The sequence below is a fragment of the Micromonospora vulcania genome (genome assembly GCF_042658605.1).
In the GTDB taxonomy this organism is placed as follows: Bacteria; Actinomycetota; Actinomycetes; order Mycobacteriales; family Micromonosporaceae; genus Micromonospora; species Micromonospora vulcania.
In genome coordinates, this window is the sequence record NZ_JBHSQS010000002.1 from 335295 (window position 1) to 358774 (window position 23480).

At 74.7% G+C, this 23480-nt stretch carries 20 protein-coding genes; 11 read left to right on the forward strand and 9 right to left on the reverse strand.

Annotated features, from left to right (window positions below; translation table 11 throughout):
* Nucleotides 1–60 precede the first annotated feature (60 nt).
* Together metF and ACFQGL_RS04165 are read left to right on the forward strand one after the other, a co-directional pair.
* Nucleotides 61–978: a methylenetetrahydrofolate reductase [NAD(P)H] gene (gene metF / locus ACFQGL_RS04160; protein WP_377505535.1), complete on the forward strand. Its 918-nt coding sequence runs from the start codon at nt 61–63 to the stop codon at nt 976–978.
* A 44-nt stretch (nt 979–1022) separates the two neighbouring features.
* Nucleotides 1023–1712: a CDP-alcohol phosphatidyltransferase family protein gene (locus ACFQGL_RS04165; protein WP_377505537.1), complete on the forward strand. Its 690-nt coding sequence runs from the start codon at nt 1023–1025 to the stop codon at nt 1710–1712.
* Nucleotides 1713–1839: 127 nt separating this feature from the next.
* Here ACFQGL_RS04165 and ACFQGL_RS04170 read toward each other — a convergent pair whose 3' ends face one another.
* The 6 genes from ACFQGL_RS04170 to ACFQGL_RS04195 are packed head-to-tail and all read right to left on the reverse strand — an operon-like array spanning nt 1840 to nt 7128.
* Nucleotides 1840–3327, reverse strand: a complete 1488-nt coding sequence (locus ACFQGL_RS04170) for a phytoene desaturase family protein (RefSeq protein WP_377505540.1) — start codon at nt 3325–3327, stop codon at nt 1840–1842.
* 10 nt (nt 3328–3337) lie between these two features.
* Nucleotides 3338–4465: a glycosyltransferase family 2 protein gene (locus tag ACFQGL_RS04175; RefSeq protein WP_377505542.1), complete on the reverse strand. Its 1128-nt coding sequence runs from the start codon at nt 4463–4465 to the stop codon at nt 3338–3340.
* On the reverse strand, nt 4462–5361 hold the full coding sequence (locus ACFQGL_RS04180) for a carotenoid biosynthesis protein (protein ID WP_377505545.1): 900 nt from the start codon (nt 5359–5361) through the stop codon (nt 4462–4464). Before ACFQGL_RS04180 ends, ACFQGL_RS04175 begins: the two co-directional genes overlap by 4 nt.
* Entirely contained in the window at nt 5358–5909 is a 552-nt protein-coding gene (locus tag ACFQGL_RS04185) for a GNAT family N-acetyltransferase (protein WP_377505548.1), read from the reverse strand. Before ACFQGL_RS04185 ends, ACFQGL_RS04180 begins: the two co-directional genes overlap by 4 nt.
* A complete protein-coding gene (locus tag ACFQGL_RS04190; protein WP_377505551.1) occupies nt 5906–6643 on the reverse strand; it encodes a monooxygenase in 738 nt (245 codons plus the stop codon). Before ACFQGL_RS04190 ends, ACFQGL_RS04185 begins: the two co-directional genes overlap by 4 nt.
* On the reverse strand, nt 6640–7128 hold the full coding sequence (locus tag ACFQGL_RS04195) for a YbaK/EbsC family protein (protein WP_377505554.1): 489 nt from the start codon (nt 7126–7128) through the stop codon (nt 6640–6642). The genes ACFQGL_RS04190 and ACFQGL_RS04195 overlap by 4 nt, the downstream gene beginning before the upstream one ends.
* 471 nt (nt 7129–7599) lie before the next feature.
* On the opposite strand from ACFQGL_RS04195, the gene ACFQGL_RS04200 reads away from it, so the two are divergent.
* The 9 genes from ACFQGL_RS04200 (at nt 7600) to ACFQGL_RS04240 (ending at nt 18184) form a co-directional block, all read left to right on the forward strand.
* Nucleotides 7600–8049, forward strand: a complete 450-nt coding sequence (locus tag ACFQGL_RS04200; RefSeq protein ID WP_377505557.1) for an SAV_6107 family HEPN domain-containing protein — start codon at nt 7600–7602, stop codon at nt 8047–8049.
* A gap of 102 nt (nt 8050–8151) precedes the next feature.
* On the forward strand, nt 8152–8868 hold the full coding sequence (locus ACFQGL_RS04205) for a hypothetical protein (RefSeq protein ID WP_377505560.1): 717 nt from the start codon (nt 8152–8154) through the stop codon (nt 8866–8868).
* Nucleotides 8865–10427: a DNA polymerase Y family protein gene (locus tag ACFQGL_RS04210; protein WP_377505563.1), complete on the forward strand. Its 1563-nt coding sequence runs from the start codon at nt 8865–8867 to the stop codon at nt 10425–10427. Before ACFQGL_RS04205 ends, ACFQGL_RS04210 begins: the two co-directional genes overlap by 4 nt.
* A gap of 282 nt (nt 10428–10709) precedes the next feature.
* Entirely contained in the window at nt 10710–14141 is a 3432-nt protein-coding gene (locus tag ACFQGL_RS04215) for an error-prone DNA polymerase (protein ID WP_377505566.1), read from the forward strand.
* Between the two features lie 93 nt (nt 14142–14234).
* A complete protein-coding gene (locus ACFQGL_RS04220) occupies nt 14235–14408 on the forward strand; it encodes a hypothetical protein (protein WP_377506014.1) in 174 nt (57 codons plus the stop codon).
* Nucleotides 14405–15175 carry a methyltransferase domain-containing protein gene (locus tag ACFQGL_RS04225; RefSeq protein ID WP_377506017.1) on the forward strand — a complete coding sequence of 257 codons (771 nt, stop codon included), beginning with the start codon at nt 14405–14407 and terminating at the stop codon, nt 15173–15175. Before ACFQGL_RS04220 ends, ACFQGL_RS04225 begins: the two co-directional genes overlap by 4 nt.
* Entirely contained in the window at nt 15172–16344 is a 1173-nt protein-coding gene (locus tag ACFQGL_RS04230; protein ID WP_377505569.1) for an alkaline phosphatase family protein, read from the forward strand. Before ACFQGL_RS04225 ends, ACFQGL_RS04230 begins: the two co-directional genes overlap by 4 nt.
* Nucleotides 16345–16407: 63 nt before the next feature.
* Nucleotides 16408–17667, forward strand: a complete 1260-nt coding sequence (locus tag ACFQGL_RS04235) for a DNA polymerase IV (protein ID WP_377505572.1) — start codon at nt 16408–16410, stop codon at nt 17665–17667.
* 115 nt (nt 17668–17782) lie between these two features.
* Nucleotides 17783–18184 (forward strand): DUF3040 domain-containing protein, encoded by a 402-nt coding sequence (locus ACFQGL_RS04240; protein ID WP_377505575.1) that lies wholly within the window; start codon nt 17783–17785, stop codon nt 18182–18184.
* Between the two features lie 276 nt (nt 18185–18460).
* Here ACFQGL_RS04240 and ACFQGL_RS04245 read toward each other — a convergent pair whose 3' ends face one another.
* Genes ACFQGL_RS04245 through ACFQGL_RS04255 form a run of 3 tightly spaced genes read right to left on the reverse strand, consistent with a single transcriptional unit; the run spans nt 18461 to nt 23304 of the window.
* Nucleotides 18461–20935, reverse strand: coding sequence for a transglutaminase TgpA family protein (locus ACFQGL_RS04245; RefSeq protein ID WP_377505578.1), 2475 nt, complete (start codon nt 20933–20935; stop codon nt 18461–18463).
* A 16-nt stretch (nt 20936–20951) separates the two neighbouring features.
* On the reverse strand, nt 20952–22250 hold the full coding sequence (locus tag ACFQGL_RS04250) for a DUF58 domain-containing protein (protein WP_377505581.1): 1299 nt from the start codon (nt 22248–22250) through the stop codon (nt 20952–20954).
* Nucleotide 22251: 1 nt separating this feature from the next.
* Nucleotides 22252–23304, reverse strand: a complete 1053-nt coding sequence (locus tag ACFQGL_RS04255) for an AAA family ATPase (protein ID WP_377505584.1) — start codon at nt 23302–23304, stop codon at nt 22252–22254.
* Nucleotides 23305–23480: the final 176 nt, after the last annotated feature.

Below are 23480 nucleotides of genomic sequence, written 5' to 3' on the forward strand. Positions count from 1 at the left end.
TCCGCGTGCCGGAGTGGGAAGCACCTGGGTGGCGGAGACGCGGCCCGCTAGAGTCGGGTCGTGGCGCTCGGTCTTCCCTCGGTACTCCCCAACCCGCAGCCGGCGATCGGGGAGCTCATCCGTGAGCGCCAGCCGACCTTCTCGTTCGAGTTCTTCCCGCCCAAGACCGAGGCCGGGGAGCGGCTGCTCTGGCAGGCGATCCGCGAGCTGGAGTCGCTGCGTCCGTCGTTCGTGTCGATCACGTACGGCGCGGGCGGCTCGACCCGGGACACCACCGTGGCGGTGACCGAGCGGATCGCCACCGACACCACCCTGCTGCCGTTGGCCCACCTCACCGCGGTCAACCACTCCGTCGCCGAGCTGCGGCACGTGATCGGCCGGCTCGCCGGAGTGGGGGTGCGCAACGTGCTGGCGGTGCGCGGCGACCCTCCGGGCAACCCGGGCGGCGAGTGGATCCGCCACCCGGAGGGCGTGGACTACGCCGAGGACCTGGTCCGTCTGGTGCGCGACGCCGGTGACTTCAGCGTGGGTGTGGCGGCCTTCCCGTACAAGCACCCCCGCTCGCACGACGTGGCCAGCGACACCGCGCACTTCGTCCGCAAGTGCCGGGCCGGCGCCGAGTTCGCGATCACGCAGATGTTCTTCGACGCCGACGACTATCTGCGGCTGCGCGACCGGGTGGCCGCCGCCGGCTGCGACACCCCGATCCTGGCCGGGGTGATGCCGGTGACCCAGATCAGCACCATCGAACGGTCGGTGCAGCTGTCCGGGGCACCCTTCCCGACGGCGTTGGCGGCGCGCTTCGAGCGGGTCGCCGACGACCCGGCGGCGGTCCGCCGGCTCGGCGTCGAGCAGGCCAGCGAGATGTGCCGCCGACTGCTGGACGAGGGCGTACCCGGAATCCACTTCATCACCCTCAACCGGTCCACCGCGACGCGTGAGGTCTGGCAGAACCTCAAGGCCGGCGCGCGGGTGTGAACGCGGAGTCTGCGACACCTGTTGCCCGGCACGACGGTTGATCCGTGGTGGGCACACAGCTGAACTGGGACCAGTACGCCACGGCGTGGGCACGGTTGCACGGCGGGTTCGACCCCCGGGCCGCCGCGCCGGTGGTACGCGCCTGGCTGCGGTTCGCGTACCACGTCGGGTATGTGCTGGGCCGGCTGCGGGTCGGCCCCACCGCGGTGACGGTGGCCGGGGTGCTGCTCTGCTTCTGCGTACCGCTGCTGGTGACCCGGCCGGCGGACGGCCCGTTCCTCGGTGCGCTGTTCGTGCTGCTCGCCGCCGTGGCGGACAGCGTGGACGGTGCGGTGGCGGTGGCCACCGGCCGCACCACCCGGCTCGGCTACGTCTACGACTCGGTCGCCGACCGGCTCGGTGAGGTGGCCTGGCTGCTGGCGTTCTGGCTGCTCGGTGCGCCGGGTGCGCTGGTCGTCGCGGGTGGCGCGCTGTCCTGGCTGCACGAGTACGTGCGGGCCCGGGCGGTCTCCGCCGGCATGCGCGAGATCGGTGCGGTGACCGTGGGCGAACGCCCCACCCGGGTCTCGGTGGCGCTGGTCGGGCTGCTGATCGCCGGGCTGACCGGGCTGATCGACCCGGATCTGGCCGCCGGCACCATCACCATGGCGACCGCGGTGTGGGTGCTGCTGGCCGGCTTCGGCCTCGGGCAACTGCTCTCCACCATCCGCCGCGCCCTGCTCGACGCCGGCTGAGCAGCGCCCTGCTCGACGCCGGCTGAGCAGCGCCCTGCTCGACGCCGGCTGAGCGGCGCCCTTGTTGTTAGGAAGGGTCCCTTCCTATACCGCAGGCGTTAACAAGGTGCCCTTCCTTGCACCGCACCTACCAGGCGGGGCCGATCTCGTCGGCGACGATCTGCGCGGAGAGGGTCACCATCGGTAGCCCACCGCCGGGGTGGCTGGAGCCGCCCACCAGCCACAGCCCGTGCGCCGGGCCCCGGTTGGCCGGCCGGAGCAGCCCGCCGGCGGTGCCGTAGATCGAACCGCCCGGCGCGCCGGTCGCCGCGTCCAGGTCGGCCGGGGTACGCACCTCGCGGAACAGCAACCGGTCGCGTACGTCGACACCCCGCTGCGCCAGCACCTCCAGGATCCGGTCCGCGTACGCGTCGGCCAGCCCCGGGCGTCGCCAGTCGACCGCGCCCGCGGCGGTGCCCTGTCGGGCGGCGTTGACCAGCACGAACCACGCCTCGTGCCCGGTCGGGCGGATCATCGGGTCGTCGGCCACGGTGACGAACACCGTCGGGTCGGCCGCCGGTCGGGCCCGTACGCCGTGCCCCGGGTCGCCGAAGACCGCGTCGAACTCGGCGTCGTAGTCGCGCGGGAAGAAGACGTTGTGGTGGGCCAGCCCGGTGCTGCCGGAGACGCCGAGCAGCAGCACGAAGCCGGCCAGGCTGCGGTCGGCCAGCCCGGCCAGCCGGCGGGGGTGCGGGAGCAGGTCACGGTAGACGGTGAGCGCGTCCACGTTGGCCACCACCACGTCGGCGGGCACCGGGGCGGTGGCGCCTGCGATGCGTACCCCGTGCACCCGGCCCCCGGTGGCGTCGATCCGGGTCACCGTGGTGCCGGTCTGCACGACCACGCCGAGGTCCAGGCAGCGGGTCAGCAGCGCGTCGGCGAGCGTGCCCAGCCCGCCGCGCAGGTACCAGCCGCCGAAGGTCAGCTCGGCGTAGGGGACCGCGACCAGCGCGGCAGGTGCCCGACGCGGGTCGGCGCCGGTGTAGGTGGCGTACCGGTCCAGCAGCATTCGCAGCCGCGGGTCGGACAGGTACCGGCGGCCCAGTCCGCGCAGCGTGCGGCCGGGGGCGATGGCGGCCAGGTCGCCGACGCGCCAGGCCAGCGACGCGAGGTCGCGGGGCGAGTCGACGGTGCGGTGCAGGATGTCCCGCGAGGAGGCGTGCCACACCCGCGCGGCCCGCTGCCACAGCCGCTGCCAGTCGGCCGCCGCCCGGTCACCGAGGACGGCCCCGATCCGGGCGGCGAACTCCACCGGGTCGGCGCAGGAGTCCAGCGCCGGCCCGCCGTCGGGAAAGACGTGCCGGACGATCGGATCCAGCGGGGCCAGGTCCAGGTATTCGTCGAGCTTCGCCCCGGTCGCCTCGAACAGGTCGTGGAACACCTCGGGCAGGGTGAGCAGGCTCGGCCCGGTGTCGAAGTGGAACGGGCCGGCCGGGGTGTCGTGCACGTACCGGCCGAGCTTGCCGCCGACCGTGTCGGCCCGCTCGAAGATGGTCACCTGGTGCCCGGTGGCGGCCAGCCGGGCGGCGGTGGCCAGGCCACCAACCCCGGCGCCGACGACCACGATCCGCGCCATGCCGCGCCCCCTAGCTGACCGGGCGGCCCCGCCAGGTCAGGCGGTGCCGCTTTCGCAGATGGTACGACCGCAGGGTCAGCCAACCGAGGACCACGACCGACACGGGGTGTGCGAGCGCGTCGGGCCACCACCGGCCGCCGGTCGCCCGGGCGGTGAGCAGCCGCCCGGCCACCCCGAGCAGGTAGCCGGCCAGGCCAACGGCGGCCACCCCCGGCGCGCCGATGACCAGGCCGGTCAGCGCGACCAGCGGCGGGGCCGTGTAGAGCAGCAGCAGCATCGTCACCACGGCCGCCGCCGCGCCGGGGTGCCCGAACGACGCCCAGAGCGACTTCGAGTACCCGTCGCGCAGCTGCGGCCAGTCGTCGTACATCCGGCAGGCGGCCAGCCGGGAACCGTCCGCCAGGGCGATCCGTCCGCCGGCCCGCTTGACCGCACGGGCCAGCTCGACGTCCTCCAGGATCCGGTCGGCGACCGCGGCGTGGCCGCCGGCGGCCGTGTAGCCGGCCCGGTCCAGCACCAGGAACTGCCCGCCCGCCGCGGCCAGCGACGGCCGCGACGAGCGCTCCATCGCGCGCAGCGGCAGGAAGGTCAACCAGAGCCACTGCAACAACGGCTGCACCAGCCGGTCGGCCGCCGTCGTCACCACGATCCGGGGGTACGGCGACAGCAACGTCGCGCGGGCGGCGCGCAGTTCGGTGACCGCGGCGGCCACGGCGTGCGGGGCGAGCACCACGTCGGCGTCGACGAAGACCAGCGCGGTGGCCGTCGGGTCGGCCCGGGTGGCCAACTGCCAGCAGGCGTGCGGCTTGCCCAGCCAACCCGGCGGCGGGGCGACCCCGGTGAGCAGGGTGACCCGCGGGTCGTCGCCGGCCACCGCGCGGACCACGTCGGCGGTGCCGTCGGTGGAGCCGTCGTCGAGGACCACGATGCGCAGCCCGGGCACTCCGCGCTGGGCCAGCAGGGCACGCAGGCATCCGGTGACCCGGGCGGCCTCGTCGCGCAGCGGCAGCAGGACGGCGACCGGCTCGTCGACCTCGTCCGGTCGGTCGGCGGGTCGGCGCAGCCAGCGGGCGGCGTTGAGCCAGGTGTGCCCGGTCAGTGCCGCGACGGCGAGGGGTAACGCGAGCAGGACGGTCATCGGGTCACGTCGACGCCGGGGCGGTGCGGCGTACGGCCCTGCCGGTGGGTGGCGTGGGCCCGCAGCAGGGTCGTCGTCAGCGGCACGGCGGTCACCGACATGCCGACCGCGCCCCAGAGCGCCGAGGCGGGCAGGTCGAGGAAGACCGCGTGGGCCAGGATGCTGGAGAAGTACGTCCACAGGTAGAGCGCGACCATCGGGTCGTCCCGCCGGTCGGTGCGCTCGACGGTCGGGCCGGCCAGCGGGCGCAGCGCGCACATCAGCAGCACCGCGAAGAGCAGCCAGCCCAGGTAGTTGCTGACCGGGATGCCGGGCAGGCCGGGCAGCGCGGGGGTGGCGTCCCGCCAGACCCAGTACCCCTCGGCCACCATCTGCGGATCGAGGAAGAGGTCCCAGGCGGCCAGGCCCAGCGCGGCCAGCGCGATCCGCCGTACCCAGGGACCGGCCGGCGCGACGGCGGTGCCGGCGCGGGCCGGCGCGACGTCCGCGGGCGCGGTGCCGCCGTCGGGGCCGGCGGCCGCGGTGCCGCCGCCGGTCTGGCGGACCCCCGCCAGCCAGGCCGGCCAGGCCATCCAGGTCCAGGCCAGCGGGATGATCAGCGGCACCCCGGCCAGCTTGGGGCCGAGCTCGCCGGAGTAGTCGTAGCTGCCGAACGGCACGCCGGTGGCCACCCCGACCGCCTCGATCGCGAAACCGCCGCCGGTGGCCACCGCGACCAGCGCCGCGGCGGCCCGGGGACCCCGGCTGAGCAGCGCGTGACCGACCGAGAGCAGCCAGCCGAGTACGACGGTGGCCACGGTGAGCCCGGCTCGGGTGGCGCCGGTGGTCAGCGGGTAGCAGATCTGGGCGAGTACCAGGACGGCGAGCAGCGTCCAGCAGATCCGCCGCCGGGTCATGACGCCGGGGGATCGAGCGGCAGATCCCGGCCGAGCACACCGAACGGTCGGTCGTCGCCGGGGAAGTGGAAGTCGCGCAGCACGTCGACGAAGCCGAACCGCCGGTACAGCCGCCAGGCCCGGGAGGTCTTCTCGTCGGCTTCCGGGGTGGACAGCAGCGTGGTGTCGCCCTCGGCCATGGTGAGCAGCGCGCGCAGCTGCCCGGCGCCCAGGCCGTGCCCCTGCGCCGGTGGCCGGACGTGCAGCTCGACCACCTCGAAGCAGTGGGTCAGCCAGCGCTGCCGGGTCGGGGCGTCCAGCGCCCGGTACACCTGGTCGTGCCACCACTGGCCGGGGCCGCCCAGGTAGCCGTAGCCGAAGCCGGCGAGGCGGCCCTCGCTGGTCAGGCTGGCCACGGCCCGGAAACCGGGTCGGCGTACGTGGGTGGCGATGTAGCCGCGCCGGGCCTCCAGCAGGTCGGTGCGGTATCCCATCGCCTCGCCGTAGACGGCCACCACGTCGTCCAGCCGTCGGACGAGATCGTCCGGCGTCCAGCGCACCAACCTCATGCCCCTCCACCCTTCACCGTTGCCGGGTCGCCGTCGGTGACCCATCCGAGCACCGTCCGGTCGCCGATCACGTCGCGCACCTCGAACCGCGCGAACAGCTCCTCGGCGTACCAGCCCTCGGTGGGGGTGCGCATGATCGCCGCCCGGTGCTCCGGGTGACGGTACGCGAACGCGACCAGGTCCGTCGGGTCGCGCCACACGCTCACCGTGCCCTGCCAACCCAGCGGCGCCTCGCCGACGCCGAACCGGGCCAGCAGCCCGGGTGCCTCGCGTAGGGCGGCGGCCACCGGGGGGACCGCCCGCCAGAAGGTGGCCGCCCGGCGGGCTCGCAGCCGGGCCCGGGTCAGCGCCAGCACCGGGCCGGCGACCCGGCCGCCCGGTGGCTCGCCGAACGGCCGCTGGCCGGACCACTCGCCCCGACTGCTCAGCGGGCGCAGGTCGATCCGGGCCTGCGCACGGGCGATGCGTGCCCAGGCCCGCCCGACCGGCGAGCCGTCGAAGCCGGCCGCCGCGACGGGCGAGTCCCAGACGGTCAGCGCCGCCCACCGGGTCAGGTCGGCGTCACCGGGCCCGAAGCCGGTGCCGGTACCGGTGCCCAGCAGCTTGCCGAACCGGACGCCGGGGAGGGCGCGCAGCCGGCCCGGGTCCACCGCCATCCGGGTCAGCGCCCGGGGCAGCGCGCCACGGGAGGTCCGCCAGACGTGCAGGGTGACCAGCTCGGGGCCGGTGCTCACGCCACCTCGGCAGCGGTGCCGGCGGTGACCCGCAGCAGCTCGGCGTAGGTGGTCGGGAAGACCGCCTGCGGTACGCCGCCCGCCGCCCAGATCTCCGGGTACGCCGCCAGCGCGGTGTCCACCAGGGTGCGCAACGGTCGCGGGTGCCCGAGCGGGGCGACTCCGCCGATCGGCTGCCCGGTGTGTGCCCGGACGAACTCCGGGGTGGCCCGGCGCAGCCGGGTGACCCCGATCGACGCGGCCAGGCCGGCGGTGTCCACCCGGTGCGCGCCGGAGGTGAGCACGAGCAGCGGCGTGTCGTCCGCGTCGAAGATCAGCGAGTTGGCGATCTGGCCGACCTGGACGCCGAGCGCCTCGGCGGCGGCCGCGGCGGTGTGCACCGCGTCGGGCAGCAGGCGGACGGCGCTGGGCTGGCCGGTGCCGTCGAGCGCACCAGCGCGGTCGAGCGCGTCCTGCACCGCCCGTACGTTCGGGTGTGGCTGCATGTCGCCATTCTTCCCGGTCCGCCGCTGGCCGGTTCAGCCGGCCAGGTCGGCAGCCGTCACTGGACAGCCTCCGGTCGTCCGGCGCGTCACACGTTGCATTTTCGTCGGAGGGGAGGTGTACTGTCAGCAGCAGTTAGAACGAGTGTTCGATTGCCTCGAACGCCCGTTCCAACCAGCCGGAGCGCGGTGTTTCGCGGCGCCACCTCCGGCCGGTGCGGCTTCGCGGGCCGCACCTGGGTTTCCGGGCAGTCGCGAGCCCGGTCCCATCAGGCAGGAGCGTCGCCCGCCGCCCACGACCCCCGGGCGGCGGGCGACGAACCCGCCGGTACGCCGGCCGGGTGTGGTGTGGGGAAGCGTCCACACCCGGCCGGCCACACCCGGTGCGTCTTCCTCCGCACCACCCGACCTCGGCGTCTCGTCGGCGGCACCAGCGCGCCGATCGACGCCCCGGCCACGTGGAGGAGACAGTTCATGCCGACCAACCCGGCTCAGGCACCGACGGTGCCGGCGCACGCGCTGCCGCACCGCACCCCCGTCCAACTCCTCACGTTGGCCCGGCACGGGCTGGTCGAGGCCGGCCAGACCCGGCCCGACGGTCTGCGCTACGCGGCTGCCCACCTGGCGGCGCTGCGTGCGGCGGCCGCCCTGCTCGCCGCCCGCGCCCGGCCCGCGCCCACCCGGCGCAACCGGATCACCAGCGTCTGGGTCCTGCTCTGCGCCGTCGCCCCCGAGCTCGACGACTGGTCCCGGTTCTTCGCCGCCGGTGCCGGCAAGCGGGCCGCCGCCGAGGCCGGCATTCCCCGGGTGGTCAGCGCCCGGGAGGCGGACGACCTGCTCCGCGCGGCCGAACAGTTCGTCACGGTGGTGGAGGCCGCGCTCGGCGTGGCCCACCAACCGGCGCTGGACGGCCTCGCCGCATGACCCCGCCGTGACACCGGCCGCCCGGCGGGGGGAGCCGGGCGGCCGGCGTCACGCGCGGCGGTCCTGATCTGACATTCACAGCAACGACGGGGGGTTGGTCCGATGGCGGGCCGCATGGTGGTCGGTTCCGCCGCACTGGCCGATCTGGTACGCCCGGCGAGCGCACCCGACTCGGCCGGCGGCCACCGGGTGCTGCCGGTGACGCCCGAGTTGACCGGCCTGCTGCCCAACCGTGGCCTGCGCCGGGGCAGCACCATCGCGGTCACCGTTGGTCAACCCCGGCGCAGTGGCGGCACCTCGCTGGTGCTGGCGCTGCTCGCCGCGGCGTCCCGAGCCGGCTCGTGGTGCGCCGTGGTGGGGGTGCCGACGTTCGGCGCGGGAGCGGCCGCCGAGCTGGGCATCGCCCTGGACCGGCTGGCCCTGGTGCCGAATCCCGGCCCCGAGTGGGCCACCGTGGTCGCCGCGCTGATCGACGGGGTGGACGTCGTGGTCACCGCCGTACCGGCCACGGTCTCCGCCTCGGTCGCCACCCGACTGGCCGCCCGGGCCCGGCAGCGCGGCAGCGTGCTCGTTCCGTACGGCCGGTGGGACGGCGCGGACGTGACACTGCAGGTGGTCCGCGGGGTCTGGGAAGGGCTCGGAGCGGGCCGGGGGCGGCTGCGCCGCCGCGAGGTCACCGTCTCGGCGCGCGGGCGCGGGGCGGCCGCCCGGCCAAAGGAGATCAAGGTCTGGCTCCCCGGTGACGAGCTCACCCGGGTGATCCCCCGCACGGTGCCGACCGGGAGCCGTCCGGCGCTCACCCTGGTCGGCTCGGCGTGACCGGTTCTCCGGTACGCACCCTGCTGCTGTGGTGCCCGGACTGGCCGGTGCTCGCTGCCGAGATCGTCGACGGGGTGCCGGCCACCGGTCCGGTCGCCGTGCTGCACGCCAACCGGGTGGTCGCCTGCTCCGAGCAGGCCCGCGCCGAGGGGGTCCGCCGAGGGCTGCGCAAGCGGGAGGCGCAGGGCTGCTGCCCGCAGCTCACCGTCGTGGAGTACGACCCCGGCCGGGACGCCCGGGCGTTCGAGCCCGTGGTCGCCGCGATGGAGGAGTTGGTGGCCGGCGTCGAAGTGGTCCGCCCGGGGGCCTGCGCGGTGGCCGTCCGGGGGCCGAGCCGTTACCTCGGCGGCGAGGAGGCCGCCGCCGAGCGGATCATCGAGCACGTCGCACAGTCGTGTGTGGTGGAGAGCCAGGTCGGCATCGCCGACGGGGTCTTCGCCGCGGGGCTGGCCGCCCGTGCCGGCCGAGTGGTGGCACCGGGCGGGACGCCGGAGTTCCTGGCCGGGTTGCCGGTCGAGGCGCTCGGCCGGCCGGCGCTGGCCGACCTGCTGCGCCGGCTGGGGGTGCGGACCCTCGGCGACTTCGCCGCGTTGCCGGCAGGCGACGTGCTGGCCCGGTTCGGGTTCGACGGGGCACTGGCCCACCGGCTCGCCGCGGGGCGGGACCACCGTCCGCTCGCCGTCCGGCAGCCGCCGACCGACCTGACGGTGACCGCCGAGCACGACGAGCCGATCGACCGGGTCGACGCGGCAGCGTTCGCCGCCCGCGCGTTGGCCGAGCAGCTGCACGAGCGGCTGGCCGGGCACGGGCTGGCCTGCACCCGGCTCGGCATCGAGGCGGTCACCGCGCACGGGCAGGAGCTGCACCGGGTGTGGCGGCACGACGGCCTGCTCACCGCCGCGGCCATCGCCGACCGGGTGCGCTGGCAGCTCGACGGCTGGCTCACCGGCAGCAACGGTCGGGCCGGCGCCCGACCGGCCCGGCCGACGGCCGGCATCATCCGGCTGCGGCTGATCCCGGACGGGGTGATCGCCCAGGCGGGCCTGCAAGCCGGTCTCTGGGGGGAGACCGGCGAGGAGCGGGAGCGGGCGCACCGGGCGTTGAGCCGGGTGCAGGGCATCCTCGGCCCGGAGGCGGTGGTCACCGCGGTGCTCGGCGGCGGACGCTCCCCGGCCGACCAGACGCACCTGGTCCCGTGGGGCGACGAGCGGCTCCCGGCCCGCCCCGACGCTCCGCCGTGGCCCGGCCGACTCCCAGCGCCCGCACCGGCGGTGGTGCTGCCCAGCCCGCTCGCGGCGACGGTGCACGACGCCGCCGGCGAGCCGGTGGTGATCAGCGCGCGGTTGGCGGTGAGCGCTCCACCTGCCCGGCTGGTGGTCGGCACCGGCCGGCCGGCGGAGGTCGTGGGCTGGGCCGGGCCGTGGCCGGTGGACGAGCGCTGGTGGGTGCCGGTCGAGGCCCGCCGCCGAGCCCGGTTCCAGGTCAGCCTCGCCGACGGCACCGCTCTGCTGCTCGCCGTCGAGTCCGGGCGGTGGCTGGTGGAGGCGATCTATGACTGAGTCAGGGCGGCCCGTGGCTGGCTCTGGCCGGTTCGGCTCCGGCCGGTTCGGCTCCGGCCGGTTCGGCTCTGGTCGGGCGCCGGATGTCCCGATGAGCGATATGACGGTGAGGCATATTTATGACTCACCGTCATATCGCTCACCGCACCCTCTCCCGCCGGCAGGGTCGGTCACCGCGCAGCGGTTGGTCGATCATGCCATCGCCGTCGATACGGCCCGAGCGGCCAAAGCAGCCCGAGCGGCCAAAGCGGTCGGAGCGGCCGGAGCGGCCGGAGCGGTCGGATGAGCTTTCACAACCCGAAGATGCCGTGGTCGGAGCTGGAGCGGGTGCTCTCCGGGCCGGCCAGCGGCGGCGTCGGCAGGTCGGAAGGCTCCGGCAGGTCGGACGGCTCCGGCAGGTCGGACGGCGACGGCGGCGGGCGGTCGCGCGAGGAGCGGCACCTGCACGTGGTGGACCCGCTCGCCGTGGACGCCGACGGTGGCGACTCCCCGGCCTGGAGCCGCCGGCGCGAGCAGTACCAGCCGCCCGAGCTGGCCCGGCCGGACGGCACGGTGCCCTACGCCGAGCTGCACGCGCACACCAACTTCAGCTTCCTCGACGGCGCGAGCCACCCCGAGGAGTTGGCCGAGGAGGCGGCCCGGTTGGGGCTCACCGCGCTCGCCGTCACCGACCACGACGGCTTCTACGGGGTGGTCCGCTTCGCCGAGGCGGCCCGTGCGCTGGCCCTGCCGACCATCTTCGGCGCGGAGCTCTCCCTCGGGCTGCCCGGCCCGCAGAACGGCGAGCCCGACCCGCACGGCGCGCACCTGCTGGTGCTCGCACACGGCCACGAGGGGTACGCCCGGCTGGCCACCACCATCGCCCGCGCCCAGCTGCGCGGCGGAGAGAAGGGCCGTCCGGTCTACGGGGAGTTGGAGGAGGTCGCCGCCGAGCTGCGCGACCACGTGCTGGTGCTGACCGGCTGCCGCAAGGGGCACGTGCCGGGGGCGCTGCTCACCGAGGGGGTGGACGCGGCGGCCCGCGAGCTGGACCGGCTCACCGCGCTCTTCGGTGCGGAGACGGTGGCGGTGGAGCTGACCGACCACGGCCACCCCATCGACGCCGACCGCAACGACGCGCTCGCCGAGCTGGCCGCCGCGGCCGGGCTGCCGACGGTGGCCAGCAACAACGTGCACTACGCCAGCCCGGGCCGGCGTCGGCTGGCCACCACGGTCGCCGCCGTCCGGGCCCGACGCAGCCTGGACGAGATCGACGGCTGGCTGCCCGCGGCGGCCACCGCCCACCTGCGCAGCGGTGCGGAGATGGCGGCCCGGTTCGCCACGTACCCGGGAGCGGTGGCCCGGGCCGCCGAGTTCGGCGCCGAGCTGGCCTTCGACCTCCAGCTGGTCGCGCCGCAGCTGCCGGCGTACCCGGTGCCGCCGGGGCACACCGAGATGAGCTGGCTGCGGAAGCTGACCGCCGACGGGGCACGGGAGCGCTACGGCCCTCCGCAGGCGCACCCGACCGCGTACGCGCAGCTCGACCACGAGCTGAACATGATCGAGGAGCTGGGCTTTCCCGGCTACTTCCTGGTGGTCTACGACATCGTCACGTTCTGCCGCGACCAGGACATCTACTGCCAGGGTCGGGGCTCGGCGGCCAACTCGGCGGTCTGCTACGCGTTGCGGATCACCAACGTGGACGCGGTACGGCACCAACTGCTCTTCGAGCGGTTCCTCGCCCCGGAGCGGGACGGCCCGCCGGACATCGACGTGGACATCGAGTCCGACCGTCGGGAGGAGGTGATCCAGCACGTCTACACCCGCTACGGCCGGGAGCACGCCGCTCAGGTCGCCAACGTCATCTCCTACCGGCCCCGGTCGGCGGTGCGGGACGTGGCCAAGGCGTTCGGCTTCTCGCCGGGTCAGCAGGACGCCTGGAGCAAGCAGATCGACCGGTGGGGCTCGGTCGCCACGGTCGACGTCGAGGACATCCCGGAGCAGGTGGTGGAGTACGCCAACGAGCTGCAGACGTTCCCCCGGCACCTGGGCATCCACTCCGGTGGCATGGTGATCTGCGACCGGCCGGTGATCGAGGTCTGCCCGGTGGAGTGGGGGCGGATGCCCGGGCGCAGCGTGCTCCAGTGGGACAAGGACGACTGCGCGGCGGTCGGCCTGGTCAAGTTCGACCTGCTCGGTCTCGGCATGCTCTCCGCGCTGCACTACGGCTACGACATGATCGGCTCCCGGCTCGACCTCGGCGACATGACGCTGGACGACCCGGAGGTCTACGACATGCTCTGCCGGGCCGACTCGGTCGGGGTGTTCCAGGTGGAGAGCCGCGCCCAGATGGCCACCCTGCCCCGGCTCAAGCCCCGCGAGTTCTACGACCTGGTCGTCGAGGTGGCGCTGATCCGGCCGGGCCCGATCCAGGGCGGCTCGGTGCACCCGTTCATCCGCCGCAAGAACGGCCAGGAGCCGGTGACCTTCGCGCACCCACTGATGCGCAACGCCCTGGAGAAGACCCTCGGCGTGCCGCTGTTCCAGGAGCAGTTGATGCAGCTCGCCATCGACCTGGCCGGCTTCGACGCGGCCGAGGCCGACCAGCTGCGCCGGGCGATGGGCGCCAAACGGTCGGTGGAGCGGATGACGCGCATCGCCGACCGGCTCTACGCCGGGATGGCCGAGCGGGGCATCACCGGCGAGTTGGCCGACGACGTCTACCGCAAGCTCACCGCGTTCGCCAGCTACGGCTTCCCGGAGAGCCACGCGATGAGCTTCGCCTACCTGGTCTATGCCAGTTCCTGGCTCAAGCGCTACCACCCGGCGCCGTTCCTGGCCGCGCTGCTCAACGCCCAGCCGATGGGCTTCTACTCCCCGCAGACCCTGGTCGACGACGCGCGCCGGCACGGCGTGGAGGTACGCCGGCCGGACATCAACGCCAGCGGGGCCGCGGCGGTGTTGGAGTCCACCCCGGACACCCGGTGGGGCAGCGTGCCGGGGGAGCCGCCGCACGCCTGGGGGCTGGGTGGCCCGGCGGTCCGGCTCGGGCTGGCTGGTGTGCGTACCCTCGGCGACGGGGTGGCCGAGCGGATCGAGGCCGAGCGGACGGTCGGCGGTCCGTACCGGGACATGCCGGATCTGGCCCGGCGGGTCGGTCTCACCGCCGCGCAACTGGAGGCGCTGGCCACCGCGGACGCCTTCGCCTGTTTCGGGCTGACCCGGCGGCAGGCGCTCTGGGCCGCCGGCGCGGCGGCCCAGGACCGGCCGGGTCGGCTGCCCGGCACGGTGACCGGCGCGGCAGCGCCCACGCTGCCCGGGATGGAGGCGGTGGACCGGCTGGTCGCCGACGTGTGGGCCACCGGGCTGTCGCCGGAGAGTCATCCGGCCCGGTTCATCCGGGGGCAGCTCGACGTGCTCGGCGCGGTGCCGATCGCCCGGCTCGGCCGGGTGGAGCCCGGGCAGCGGATCCGGGTCGGCGGCATCGTCACCCACCGGCAGCGCCCGGCGACCGCGGGCGGTGTCACCTTCCTCAACCTGGAGGACGAGACCGGGATGCTCAACGTCACCTGCTCGCCGGGGCTGTGGCAGCGCTACCGGCGGGTTGCCCGCAGCAGCGCCGCGCTGGTGGTCCGGGGGCGGTTGGAGCGGCACGAGGGAGTGACCAACCTGGTCGCCGACCGGCTGGACGCCATCGAGCCGCCGGTGCGCCCCGCCTCACGCGACTTCCGCTGATCCAGTGATCCACATTACGGTTTCCCGCGCCGCCGAGCGGGAGACTCGTGCTGAGCGGGCAGAGCGGCCCGTGATCCGTGAGGGGGATGAAGAGTGTTGGGGAATCACGCGTACACCGGAATTGCCAACGCCCGGCGGACCCGGCTGGGTGCCGGCTGGATGCCGTCGCACCTCGCCGACCCCCGCGAGTACGAGGTGACCAACGGTCCGGTGGCCAACGAGCGCCGGTCCCGGGCGCAGGACGAGGTCGAGGGCGCGGAGTCCTGACCACTAGGCTCGACCGGGTGGAGCAGACCCGAGGCCGGTTCGCCGGGCCGCCGCTGACCCCCCGTACCGCCGTGATCTGGTCGGTGCTCCGCGCCGAGCTGGACCGGCGCGGCGACGCCGAGCTGACCGTGCTGGACGTGGGTGGCGGCACCGGCGGCTTCGCCGTCCCGTTGGCCCGGGCCGGGCACCGGGTCACCGTGGTCGACGCCAGCCCCGACGCGCTGGCCGCGCTCACCCGCCGGGCCGCCGAGGCCGGCGTGGCCGACCGGATCGCCGCCGTGCAGGGCGACGGGGACGCGCTCGCCGGGCTGGTCGAGCCGGCCGGCGTCGACCTGGTGCTCTGCCACGCCGTCCTGGAGGTGGTCGACGACCCGACGCCGGTGGTGACGGCGCTGGCCACCGCGCTGCGCCCCGGCGGCGCGGCCAGCGTGCTGGTGGCCGGCCGGGCCGCCGCCGTGTTGGGCCGGGCGATGAACGGCCATCTGGATCTCGCGGCCACGCTGGCCGCCGACCCGGCCGGCACCGCCGGGCCACGGGACACCCTGCGCCGGCGTTACGACGCCCCCGGCGCCGCCGCGCTGCTGGGCGCCGCCGGGCTGGTGGTCGAGGAGATCCACGGGGTACGCGTGCTGGCCGACCTGTTGCCGGCCGCGGTCGCCGACGGTCAGTCGGCCGCCCTGGTGGAGCTGGAGCGGGCGCTGGCCGCCCAGCCTCCGTACCGGGACCTGGCCGCCCAGCTGCACCTGTTCGCCCGCCGGCCGGCATGACCGTCCCGCCGGGTGCCGCGCCGGCGCCGCTGACGGTGCTCGGGCCGGGGTACGGCGGGGGTCGACTCGCCGACGTGCTGCCCAGCGCGCTCGCCGTGCTGGGCGTGCCCGGGTCGGCCGACCCGCTCGGGCTGGTGCCCGCCCTGGCCGGCGTACGCCGGATCGCCGTGCTGCTGGTCGACGGGCTCGGCTGGTACCAACTGCCGATCGCCGCGCCGTACGCGCCGACGCTCACCGGTCTGGCGGCGACCGGGGGTCGGCCGCTGATCGCCGGTTTCCCGTCCACCACCCCGACGAGCCTGGTGACGCTGGGCACCGGCGTCGCGCCGGGCGCGCACGGGGTGCTCGGCTTCACCGTGCGGGTGCCCGACACCGACCGGGTGCTCACCCACACCGACTGGGCCGCCGACCCGTCGCCGCTGCGCTGGCAGCCGGTACCCACCCAACTGGAGCGGGCCCGCGCCGCCGGGGTGGCGGTGACGGTGGTGAGCCGGCCGGAGTTCGACGGCAGCGGGTTGACCCTGGCCGCCAACCGGGGCGGCGACTTCCGGGGCGCTGCCGGCGTGGACGCCGTGGCCGCCACCATGCGCGCCGCGCTGACCGCCGGCCCCGGGCCCACCCTGGTCTCCGGCTACCACCCCGACCTGGACCGGCACGGGCACCTCAGCGGGGTCGACTCGGTGCCCTGGCGGATCGCCGCCGGCGAGGTGGACGCGCTGCTCGCCCGGCTGGTCGACGGGCTGCCGGCGGACGCGGCCCTGCTGGTGACCGCCGATCACGGACAACTCGACGTGCCCGCCGCGCACCGCTTCGACCTGGACACCGATCCACGGCTGCGCGACGGCGTACGGCTGGTGGCCGGCGAGGCCCGGGTGCGCTATCTGCATGTCGCGCCGGGCGCGGTCGACGACGTGGTGGCCGCCTGGTCGGCGGTGCTCGGCGACGCGGCGCGGGTGCGTACCCGGGACGAGGTGGTGGCCACCGGCTGGTTCGGGCCGGTGCCCGAGGAGCACCTGGCCCGGGTCGGTGACGTGGTGGTGATCTGCAATGACACGTACGCGGTTATGGCTACCCGTACCGAGCGGCCGATGGCGTCCCGGCTGGTGGCGTACCACGGGTCGGACACCGCCACCGAGCTGACCGTGCCGCTGCTGGTCGTCCGCGGCTGATCGGCGGCATGGTCCGGCCCGCCGGCCGGTGGTGATGTCGTACCCCGGGGTTAACCTGCCGGGATGGGCCGCAGCCAGTCGTTGCCCCGGGGCGGCGATCCGCGCTTCGGGCCGGACGCCGACGACTCCGCCAGCGGGATCCTGCACGTCGACATGGACGCCTTCTTCGCCTCCGTCGAGGTGCGCCACCGCCCCGAGCTGCGGGGCCGGCCGGTGGTCGTGGGCGGTGTCGGGCCGCGCGGTGTGGTCAGCTCGGCCAGCTACGAGGCCCGCCGCTACGGCGTACGCAGCGCGATGCCGACCAGCCAGGCCCGGGCGCGCTGCCCGCACGCGGTCTACCTGCCACCCAACTTCGCCGCCTACTCGGCCGCCTCCCGTGCGGTCATGCAGATCTTCCGGGACGTCACCCCGCTGGTCGAGCCGCTCTCCCTCGACGAGGCGTTCCTCGACGTGAACGGCGCCCGCCGGCTGTTCGGCTCCCCGGCGACCATCGCCCGGCTGATCCGCCGCCGGGTCGTCGACGAGCAGGGGTTGACCTGCTCGGTCGGGGTGGCGCCGAGCAAGTTCGTGGCCAAACTGGGCTCCACCCGGGCCAAGCCGGACGGCCTGCTGGTCGTGCCCGCCGGTCAGGTGCTCGACTTCCTGCACCCGCTGCCGGTGGACGCGCTCTGGGGGGTGGGGGAGCGGGCCGCCGAGACGCTGCGCCGGCTCGGCCTGGCCACCGTCGGCGACCTGGCCGAGGCCCCGTTCGGCATGCTCCGCCGGGCGCTCGGTGCGGCGTCGGCGGCGCACCTGCACGAGCTGGCCTGGGGGCGCGACCCCCGCCCGGTCAGCCCCGAGCACGTCGACAAGTCGATCAGCGCCGAGGTGACCTTCGACGCCGACGTGGCCGACCCGATCGAGATCCGCCGTACCCTGCTCGCGCTCAGCGCGAAGGTGGGCGTCCGGCTCCGCGGCTCCGGGCAGGTCGGGCGCACCGTGTCGCTCAAGGTGCGGCTCGCCGACTTCCGCACGGTCAACCGCTCCCGCACCCTCGGCGTCCCCACCGACACCGCCCGCGAGATGTTCGACACCGTCTGGGCGCTCTACACCGCACTGGACCCGAGCGAGCGGATCCGACTCCTCGGCGTCCGGGTGGAGGGGCTCGCCCCGGCGCAGGAGACGCCCCGGCAGCTCACCCTCGGCGCGCCGGAGCGCGGCTGGCGCGAGGCGGAAGCTGCCGCCGACGCAGCCGCTGCCCGTTTCGGGCGGTCCGTCATAGGTCCGGCCAGTCTGTTGGGCAACCGTGATCCCCGTCGGAACGAAAATCCACCCCACCCGTAGGTCGTCCCGCTTTCCGACGCGCGACCCCCCTCGTAGACTTGCGGGTAAGCAGTCGGATGACTGCCACGGTCTGTCGGCCCGAGCGGGCCGACCAACGTGACCGGGGAGGAGTGCCGTGCCGCTCTCGGAGCACGAGCAGCGGCTGTTCGAGCAGATCGAGCGGTCGCTTGCCGAGGACCCCAAATTCGCCTCGGCCGTGCGCGCCAGCGATCCGCGCTTCCATGCGCGGCGTCGCCTGCTCGTCGCTGCCGTCGTGATCATCGCTGGTTTGGCCCTACTGGTCTACGGCGCGGTGATCAAGACTCCACCGCTGGCGGTGGCGGGCTTTGTCGTCATGCTGGCCTCGGCCGCGTTCGCGGTGCAGTCGCACCGGCGGGCGCAGTCACCCGACCTGCACGTGGTGGGCGGCACGACGAGTCGTCGCCGTTCCCGCGGCGGCGGCCGATCTGGTCGCCGGCCGTCGCTCCTGGACCGCATGGAGGACAGGTGGCGGCAGCGCCCGGAGGGGCACCGCTGAGCTCGACCTGCCGTTGAGCCCGTCCCGCCGCCAAGGCGGGGCCGTACACCGCGACGAGCGGGGTCGCCGGGACCAACCCGGCGACCACTGTCGTATCCGTGCGCCCATCCCCCCGCGCACCCGAGTCCTCCGCCGTGGGCCACCCCGCACCGGCCCCGCCGTGCAGGCCGCCGCCACCCACGCCCATGAGCACTTGGTGCTGAGCAGTTCCGTGGGGCTTTCCGGAACTACTCAGCACCAAGTGCTCTTGAGTTTGCGGGTCAGGCCCGCGCTCGGTCAGCGGGCCGCGCGGTCGGCCAGCAGTCGACGCGGGTTCCAGCGCAGCAGCCGACCCCGGATGCGGCCGGTCAGCGCCACCGTCCGGCCGGAGGTGTCGGCCAGGGAGACCCGCCAGCGCAGCAGCACCGACGGCGGCAGCACGGCGGCGAGTAGCCGGGTCCGCCGGTCCGCCCGGGTGGCGAGCGCCCCGCGAACCGCCCGCAACGCCGGTAGCAGCCGTTCACCGGTCAGCGGATCCCGCGCATAGCGGGCCCGTTCCTCCGCCCGGCCGAGCAGCCGGGCAGCGCCGACCGCGGCGGTGTCGTCGGCGAAGCTCTCCCGGACCAGCCGGTCCGCGGTCGCCCGGGGTGTCTCGGTCCGGTCGATCGGGACGCGGAAGTCCACCAGTGTGTCGAGCAGTTCCGCCCAGGCGGCGTGCGCGTCCGCGCGGGCCCGGTTGGCATCGGCCTCGACCACCATCACGGGCGCCCCCGCACCCGGCACGCCGTCGGGGGTGGCGGCGACCACCGTGCCGCCCGCCGCTCGGCTGCCCCGCTGCCGGCGCAGGGTCAGTCGCCGCAGCGCCGGCACCGCCAGCAGGGCCAGCAGGGCCAGCAGCCCAGCCGTCCACCACGGCCAGACCGGCGGCTGCTCGGCCGGCGTCTCGCCGCTGAGGGAGAGGCCGCTGTCGGTGTCCCGGTCGGCGTTGTCCGGACCGACCGGACCGGCCGAGGCGTCCGGGCCCTCCGGGGCACCCGTGGCGCCGGTGCTCGGGCTGGACGGCTCCGGCGCGTCATTGTCCGGCGCCCAGGCCGACCGGGTGGAGCCCGTCACGCTGCCGGCCGGGGTGGCGTCGAACGGCACCCAGCCGAACCCGTCGAAGTAGACCTCGGTCCAGGCGTGCAGGTTGCGGTTGGTCAGCGTGTAGGTGTTGCCGTCCTGGTTGCTGCCGTTGGTGAACCCGAACGCCACCCGGGCCGGAATGCCGGCCGCACGGACCAGCCAGGCCATCGCGGCCGCGTACTGCTGGCAGTAGCCGACCTTGTTGGTCAGGAAGTTGACGATGTCCTGGCCGCTGCTGCCGCTCACGGTGCTGAGCCGGTAGCTGAAGCCGTTGTCCGCCGAGAAGTGCTGGTAGATCGCAAACACCCGGTCGTAATCGGTGCGTTTGCCCTGGACCAGTTCCTTGACCAGCGTCTCCACCTCGGGCACCGGCCCCGGCGTGGCGGTCAGCTGGCGGCGTATCGGGTGCTCGGCCGGCAGCGGCTGCGCGGTACGCAGCGTGCCCGGGGTGTACGTCGAGCGGACGTAGTCGAACGAGTACTTCCGGCCCCGGGAGTTCTCCCGGTTGGAGAAGACGACCTGCTGGCTGGCGTCGTAGAGCCAGTTGCCGTTCAGGTCGTCGGTGCGTACCGGTTCGGCGTACACCGGCAGCAGGGACATGTTCAGGCTCTTGGTGACCTCGACGGTCGCCCGGTACGGAGTCCGCTGGACCCCCGGGGTGGCCCGCTCCCTCGGATCGGGCAGGTTCCGGTTGGCCGGCTGGCCATTCGGGTTGCGCGCCACGAACCCGTTCGGCCGCAGCTCGTCGGCGACCGCGTAGCGCAGGTAGAACGGGCTCGGCTCGGACGTGGTCACCTTGACCAGGTCGGCCACCTCGGACTGGTTGAGCTGACCGGCAAGCGAGGCGAACAGGTCGATCCGGCCCGAGGAACCCGAGCCCGACCGGCCGCTGCCGTTGCCGCTGCCCGTCCCGCCGCCGAGGGTGTCGAGCAGCCCGCCGGTCATGCCCGGCACGGCCAGCGGCAGCGCCACGGCCAGCGCCACCCCGACCACCGCGAGCCGGCGGCCGGCGGAGGCCAGCGGCGAAGCCTCCCAGACGTCGACGTCGCGGCCCTCGCCGGTGAACCGGCGCCCGAACCGGCGTACGCGGTCGACGTTGTCGGTGACCAGCAGCCACAGGTAACCGGCGGCGCCCACCACGAACGGCACCGGGGGGACGCTGTCCACGTAGACGGCGACCGGCACCGAGTAGATGGCGAGCATCGGCAGCCCGGCCAGCGCGGGCCGGCGCAGCCCCACCGCCAGTACGTCCACCAGCACGGCAACCCCGCCGACGCCGAGCACCGTGATGAACAGCAGCGGGTCCGTGTCCGGAACCTCGACGCCGTACGAGCGCATGTCCTGCATCGAGCCGCTGAGCAGGTCGGCGAAGTGCGCGAACGTGCCCGGCGTGGGCAGGAAGGTGAGCAGCTCGGCGCCGCTGGGGAACAGCCAGGTCAGTGCCAGCGCCAGGGCGGCCAGCATGCCGAGCACCTGACCCCACAGCGGTGCCCGGACCAGCCGGGTCAGCGCGGCCACCCCGGCCACCGCGGCGACCGCGATCGCGGACTGGATCAGCCACGTCCAGCTCTGGAAGATGGCCGACAGCGGCGCGGCGGCCAGCAGCGTGGCGGCGGCCGCCACCGCGCCGATGTTCCGACTGGCGATCATGAGGGGAACCTTCCGTTCATCGCACGCCGCCGGCGACCGTCTCGGCCAACGCGGCGCGTAGGGCGAACCCCTGCGAGCCCCGGCCCGCCTGTGGCCAGAGCGCCGGCAGACGGCTGCCATGGTCGACGCCGGCCACCCGCCAGCCACTCTGCAGCAGAGCCAGCGCCGCGGCACCGTGCGCGTGCTCGGCCTCGGCGCGGGCCTTCTCCGGCAGGCTGAGCCAGGTGGAGCTGTTCAACAGGAAGCCGACGCAGGTGGCGCCGTTGCCCCGCAGCCCGGCCAGCACCTCGGCCTCGGCCACGCTCACCGCGCCGAACAGCCCGATGATCAGGCCGCCGTCGGCGCGCTGCCGGACCCGCTGCACCAGGCCGGTCACCTCGGCCCGCTGATCCAGCCGGACCTCGGCGAGATGATCGAGCAGCACCCCGTCACCGCCGGCCTCCGAGGCGTCCACGTCCACCCCCGACCCGGTGACCAGGCGCAGCTTGTAGCCGGCCTGGCGCAGGTGCACGGCGATGCTCGCGGCGGCGGAGACGGCCCACTCGAAACTCGCCGTCGGCCCGTCGCCCCGGTGGCCGTACGCGCGGGTGTCCAGAACGACCGTGGCGCGGCTCTCCCACGGCTGCTCCTCGCGGCGCACCATCAGCTCACCGGTGCGTGCCGTCGACTTCCAGTGCACCCGGCGCAGGTCGTCGCCGCGCCGGTATTCCCGGGTCGCCGCGTCGTCCTCGCCGTGCACCGCCACCGAGCGGGCCCGGCTGTCGCCGCTGCCCGCGTACTCCCCGGGGAGCCGGACCGACGGCAGCGGAGTGACCTGCGGGATGACCGTCAGGTGGTCGGTGCTGGGAAAGGCCCGGCTGAGCTCGCAGAGACCGAACGGGTCGGTCATCCGGACCACCAGCGGGCCCACGTCGTAGCGGCCCCGCACGTCGGCCCGCACGGTGTACGCCACCGAGCTGGCCTGGTGCGCGCCGAGCCGCTCCAGCACCACCCGGGGACGGCTGCCCAACGCGTAGGGCAGCCGGTCCTCCAACAGCAGGGTGCCGGTCGGCAGCCGGGACAGGTTCTGCAGGCGCAGCACCACCCGGGAGTTGGCGCCGACCGGAACCCGGTGCGGGTCCAACGACCGGTTGCAGGCCAGCTTGTAGCGGCTGCGCCCGACGTAGGCGGCGGCCAGCAGCGGCAGGATGGCCAGCAGCACGGCCACCCGCAGCAGATCCTTCTCACCGAGGATGCCGGCCGAGATCGCCGCCGCGACCGCGGCGGCCAGGAACGAGCGCCCGCGGGTGGTCAGCCCGCGCAGCCCGGCACGCACGTCACGGCCTCCGCGGCTCGTAGGGCGCGCGACCGTTGCCGGTGGCGGGCCGGGTGTCGTACGGCGAGCGCTGCCGGTCGTGTGGCAGTGCCAGCCGGTGCACCAGCTCGGAGACGATCGCGTCGGTGGTGCGCCGGGCGAGCTGCGCGTCGGCGGTCGGGATGATCCGGTGCGCCAGCACCGGCACCGCGAGGGCCTGCAGGTCGTCCGGGAGCACGTAGTCGCGCCCCTCCAAGGCGGCGACCGCCCGGGCGGTGCGCAGCAGTTGCAGGGTCGCCCGGGGGGACGCGCCGAGCCGCAGGTCGGGAGCCTCGCGGGTGGCGGTGACCAGGTCGATCGCGTACTGCTTGACCGCGTCCGCGACGTGCACCTGTCGGACGGTGGCGATGAGCTGCCGGACGATGTTCGCGTCGGAGACCGGGCGCAGGTCGTGCAGCGGGTCGGTGGCGCCGTGCCCGTCGAGCATGGCCAGCTCGGCGCCGGCGTCCGGGTAGCCCATCGCGATCCGGGCGGTGAACCGGTCGCGCTGCGCCTCGGGCAGCGGGTACGTGCCCTCCATCTCGATCGGGTTCTGGGTGGCGATGACCATGAACGGGGTCTGCAACTGGTAGGTCACCCCGTCGACGGTGACCTGCCGTTCCTCCATGCACTCCAGCAACGCCGACTGGGTCTTGGGCGACGCGCGGTTGATCTCGTCGCCGACGACCAGGTTGGCGAAGACGGCACCCGGGCGGAACTCGAAGTCGTGCGTCTCCTGGTTGTAGACGCTGACCCCGGTGACGTCGCTCGGCAGCAGGTCGGGGGTGAACTGGATCCGGCGTACCGTGCAGTCGATGGACCGCGCGAGGGCCTTGGCGAGCTTGGTCTTGCCGACGCCGGGGACGTCTTCGATGAGGAGGTGGCCCTCGGCGAGCAGGACGGCCAGGGCCAGCCGCACGGTGGCGGTCTTACCCTCGATGACCTGCTCGATGTTGGCCACGATGGCCTCGCTGGCGGCGCGGAACTCGTCGTGCGGCAGTAGGCCGCCCACCTCGTCCCAGGTCTGTTGTGTCACGGGCCTCCTCCTCGTCGCCGTCACGGCAGCTCTGAATAGAGCACCTGGACCCGCCGTTGGGTTCGCGACGTCGAGCCTCGTTTGCCGCAGGAATCTCATTGGCCTCTCAGGCTAACCATGTTTGTCGTTATCGCCGACCCCCGCAGGTAGACGGTCGGTTACGCCCCGATATTCGC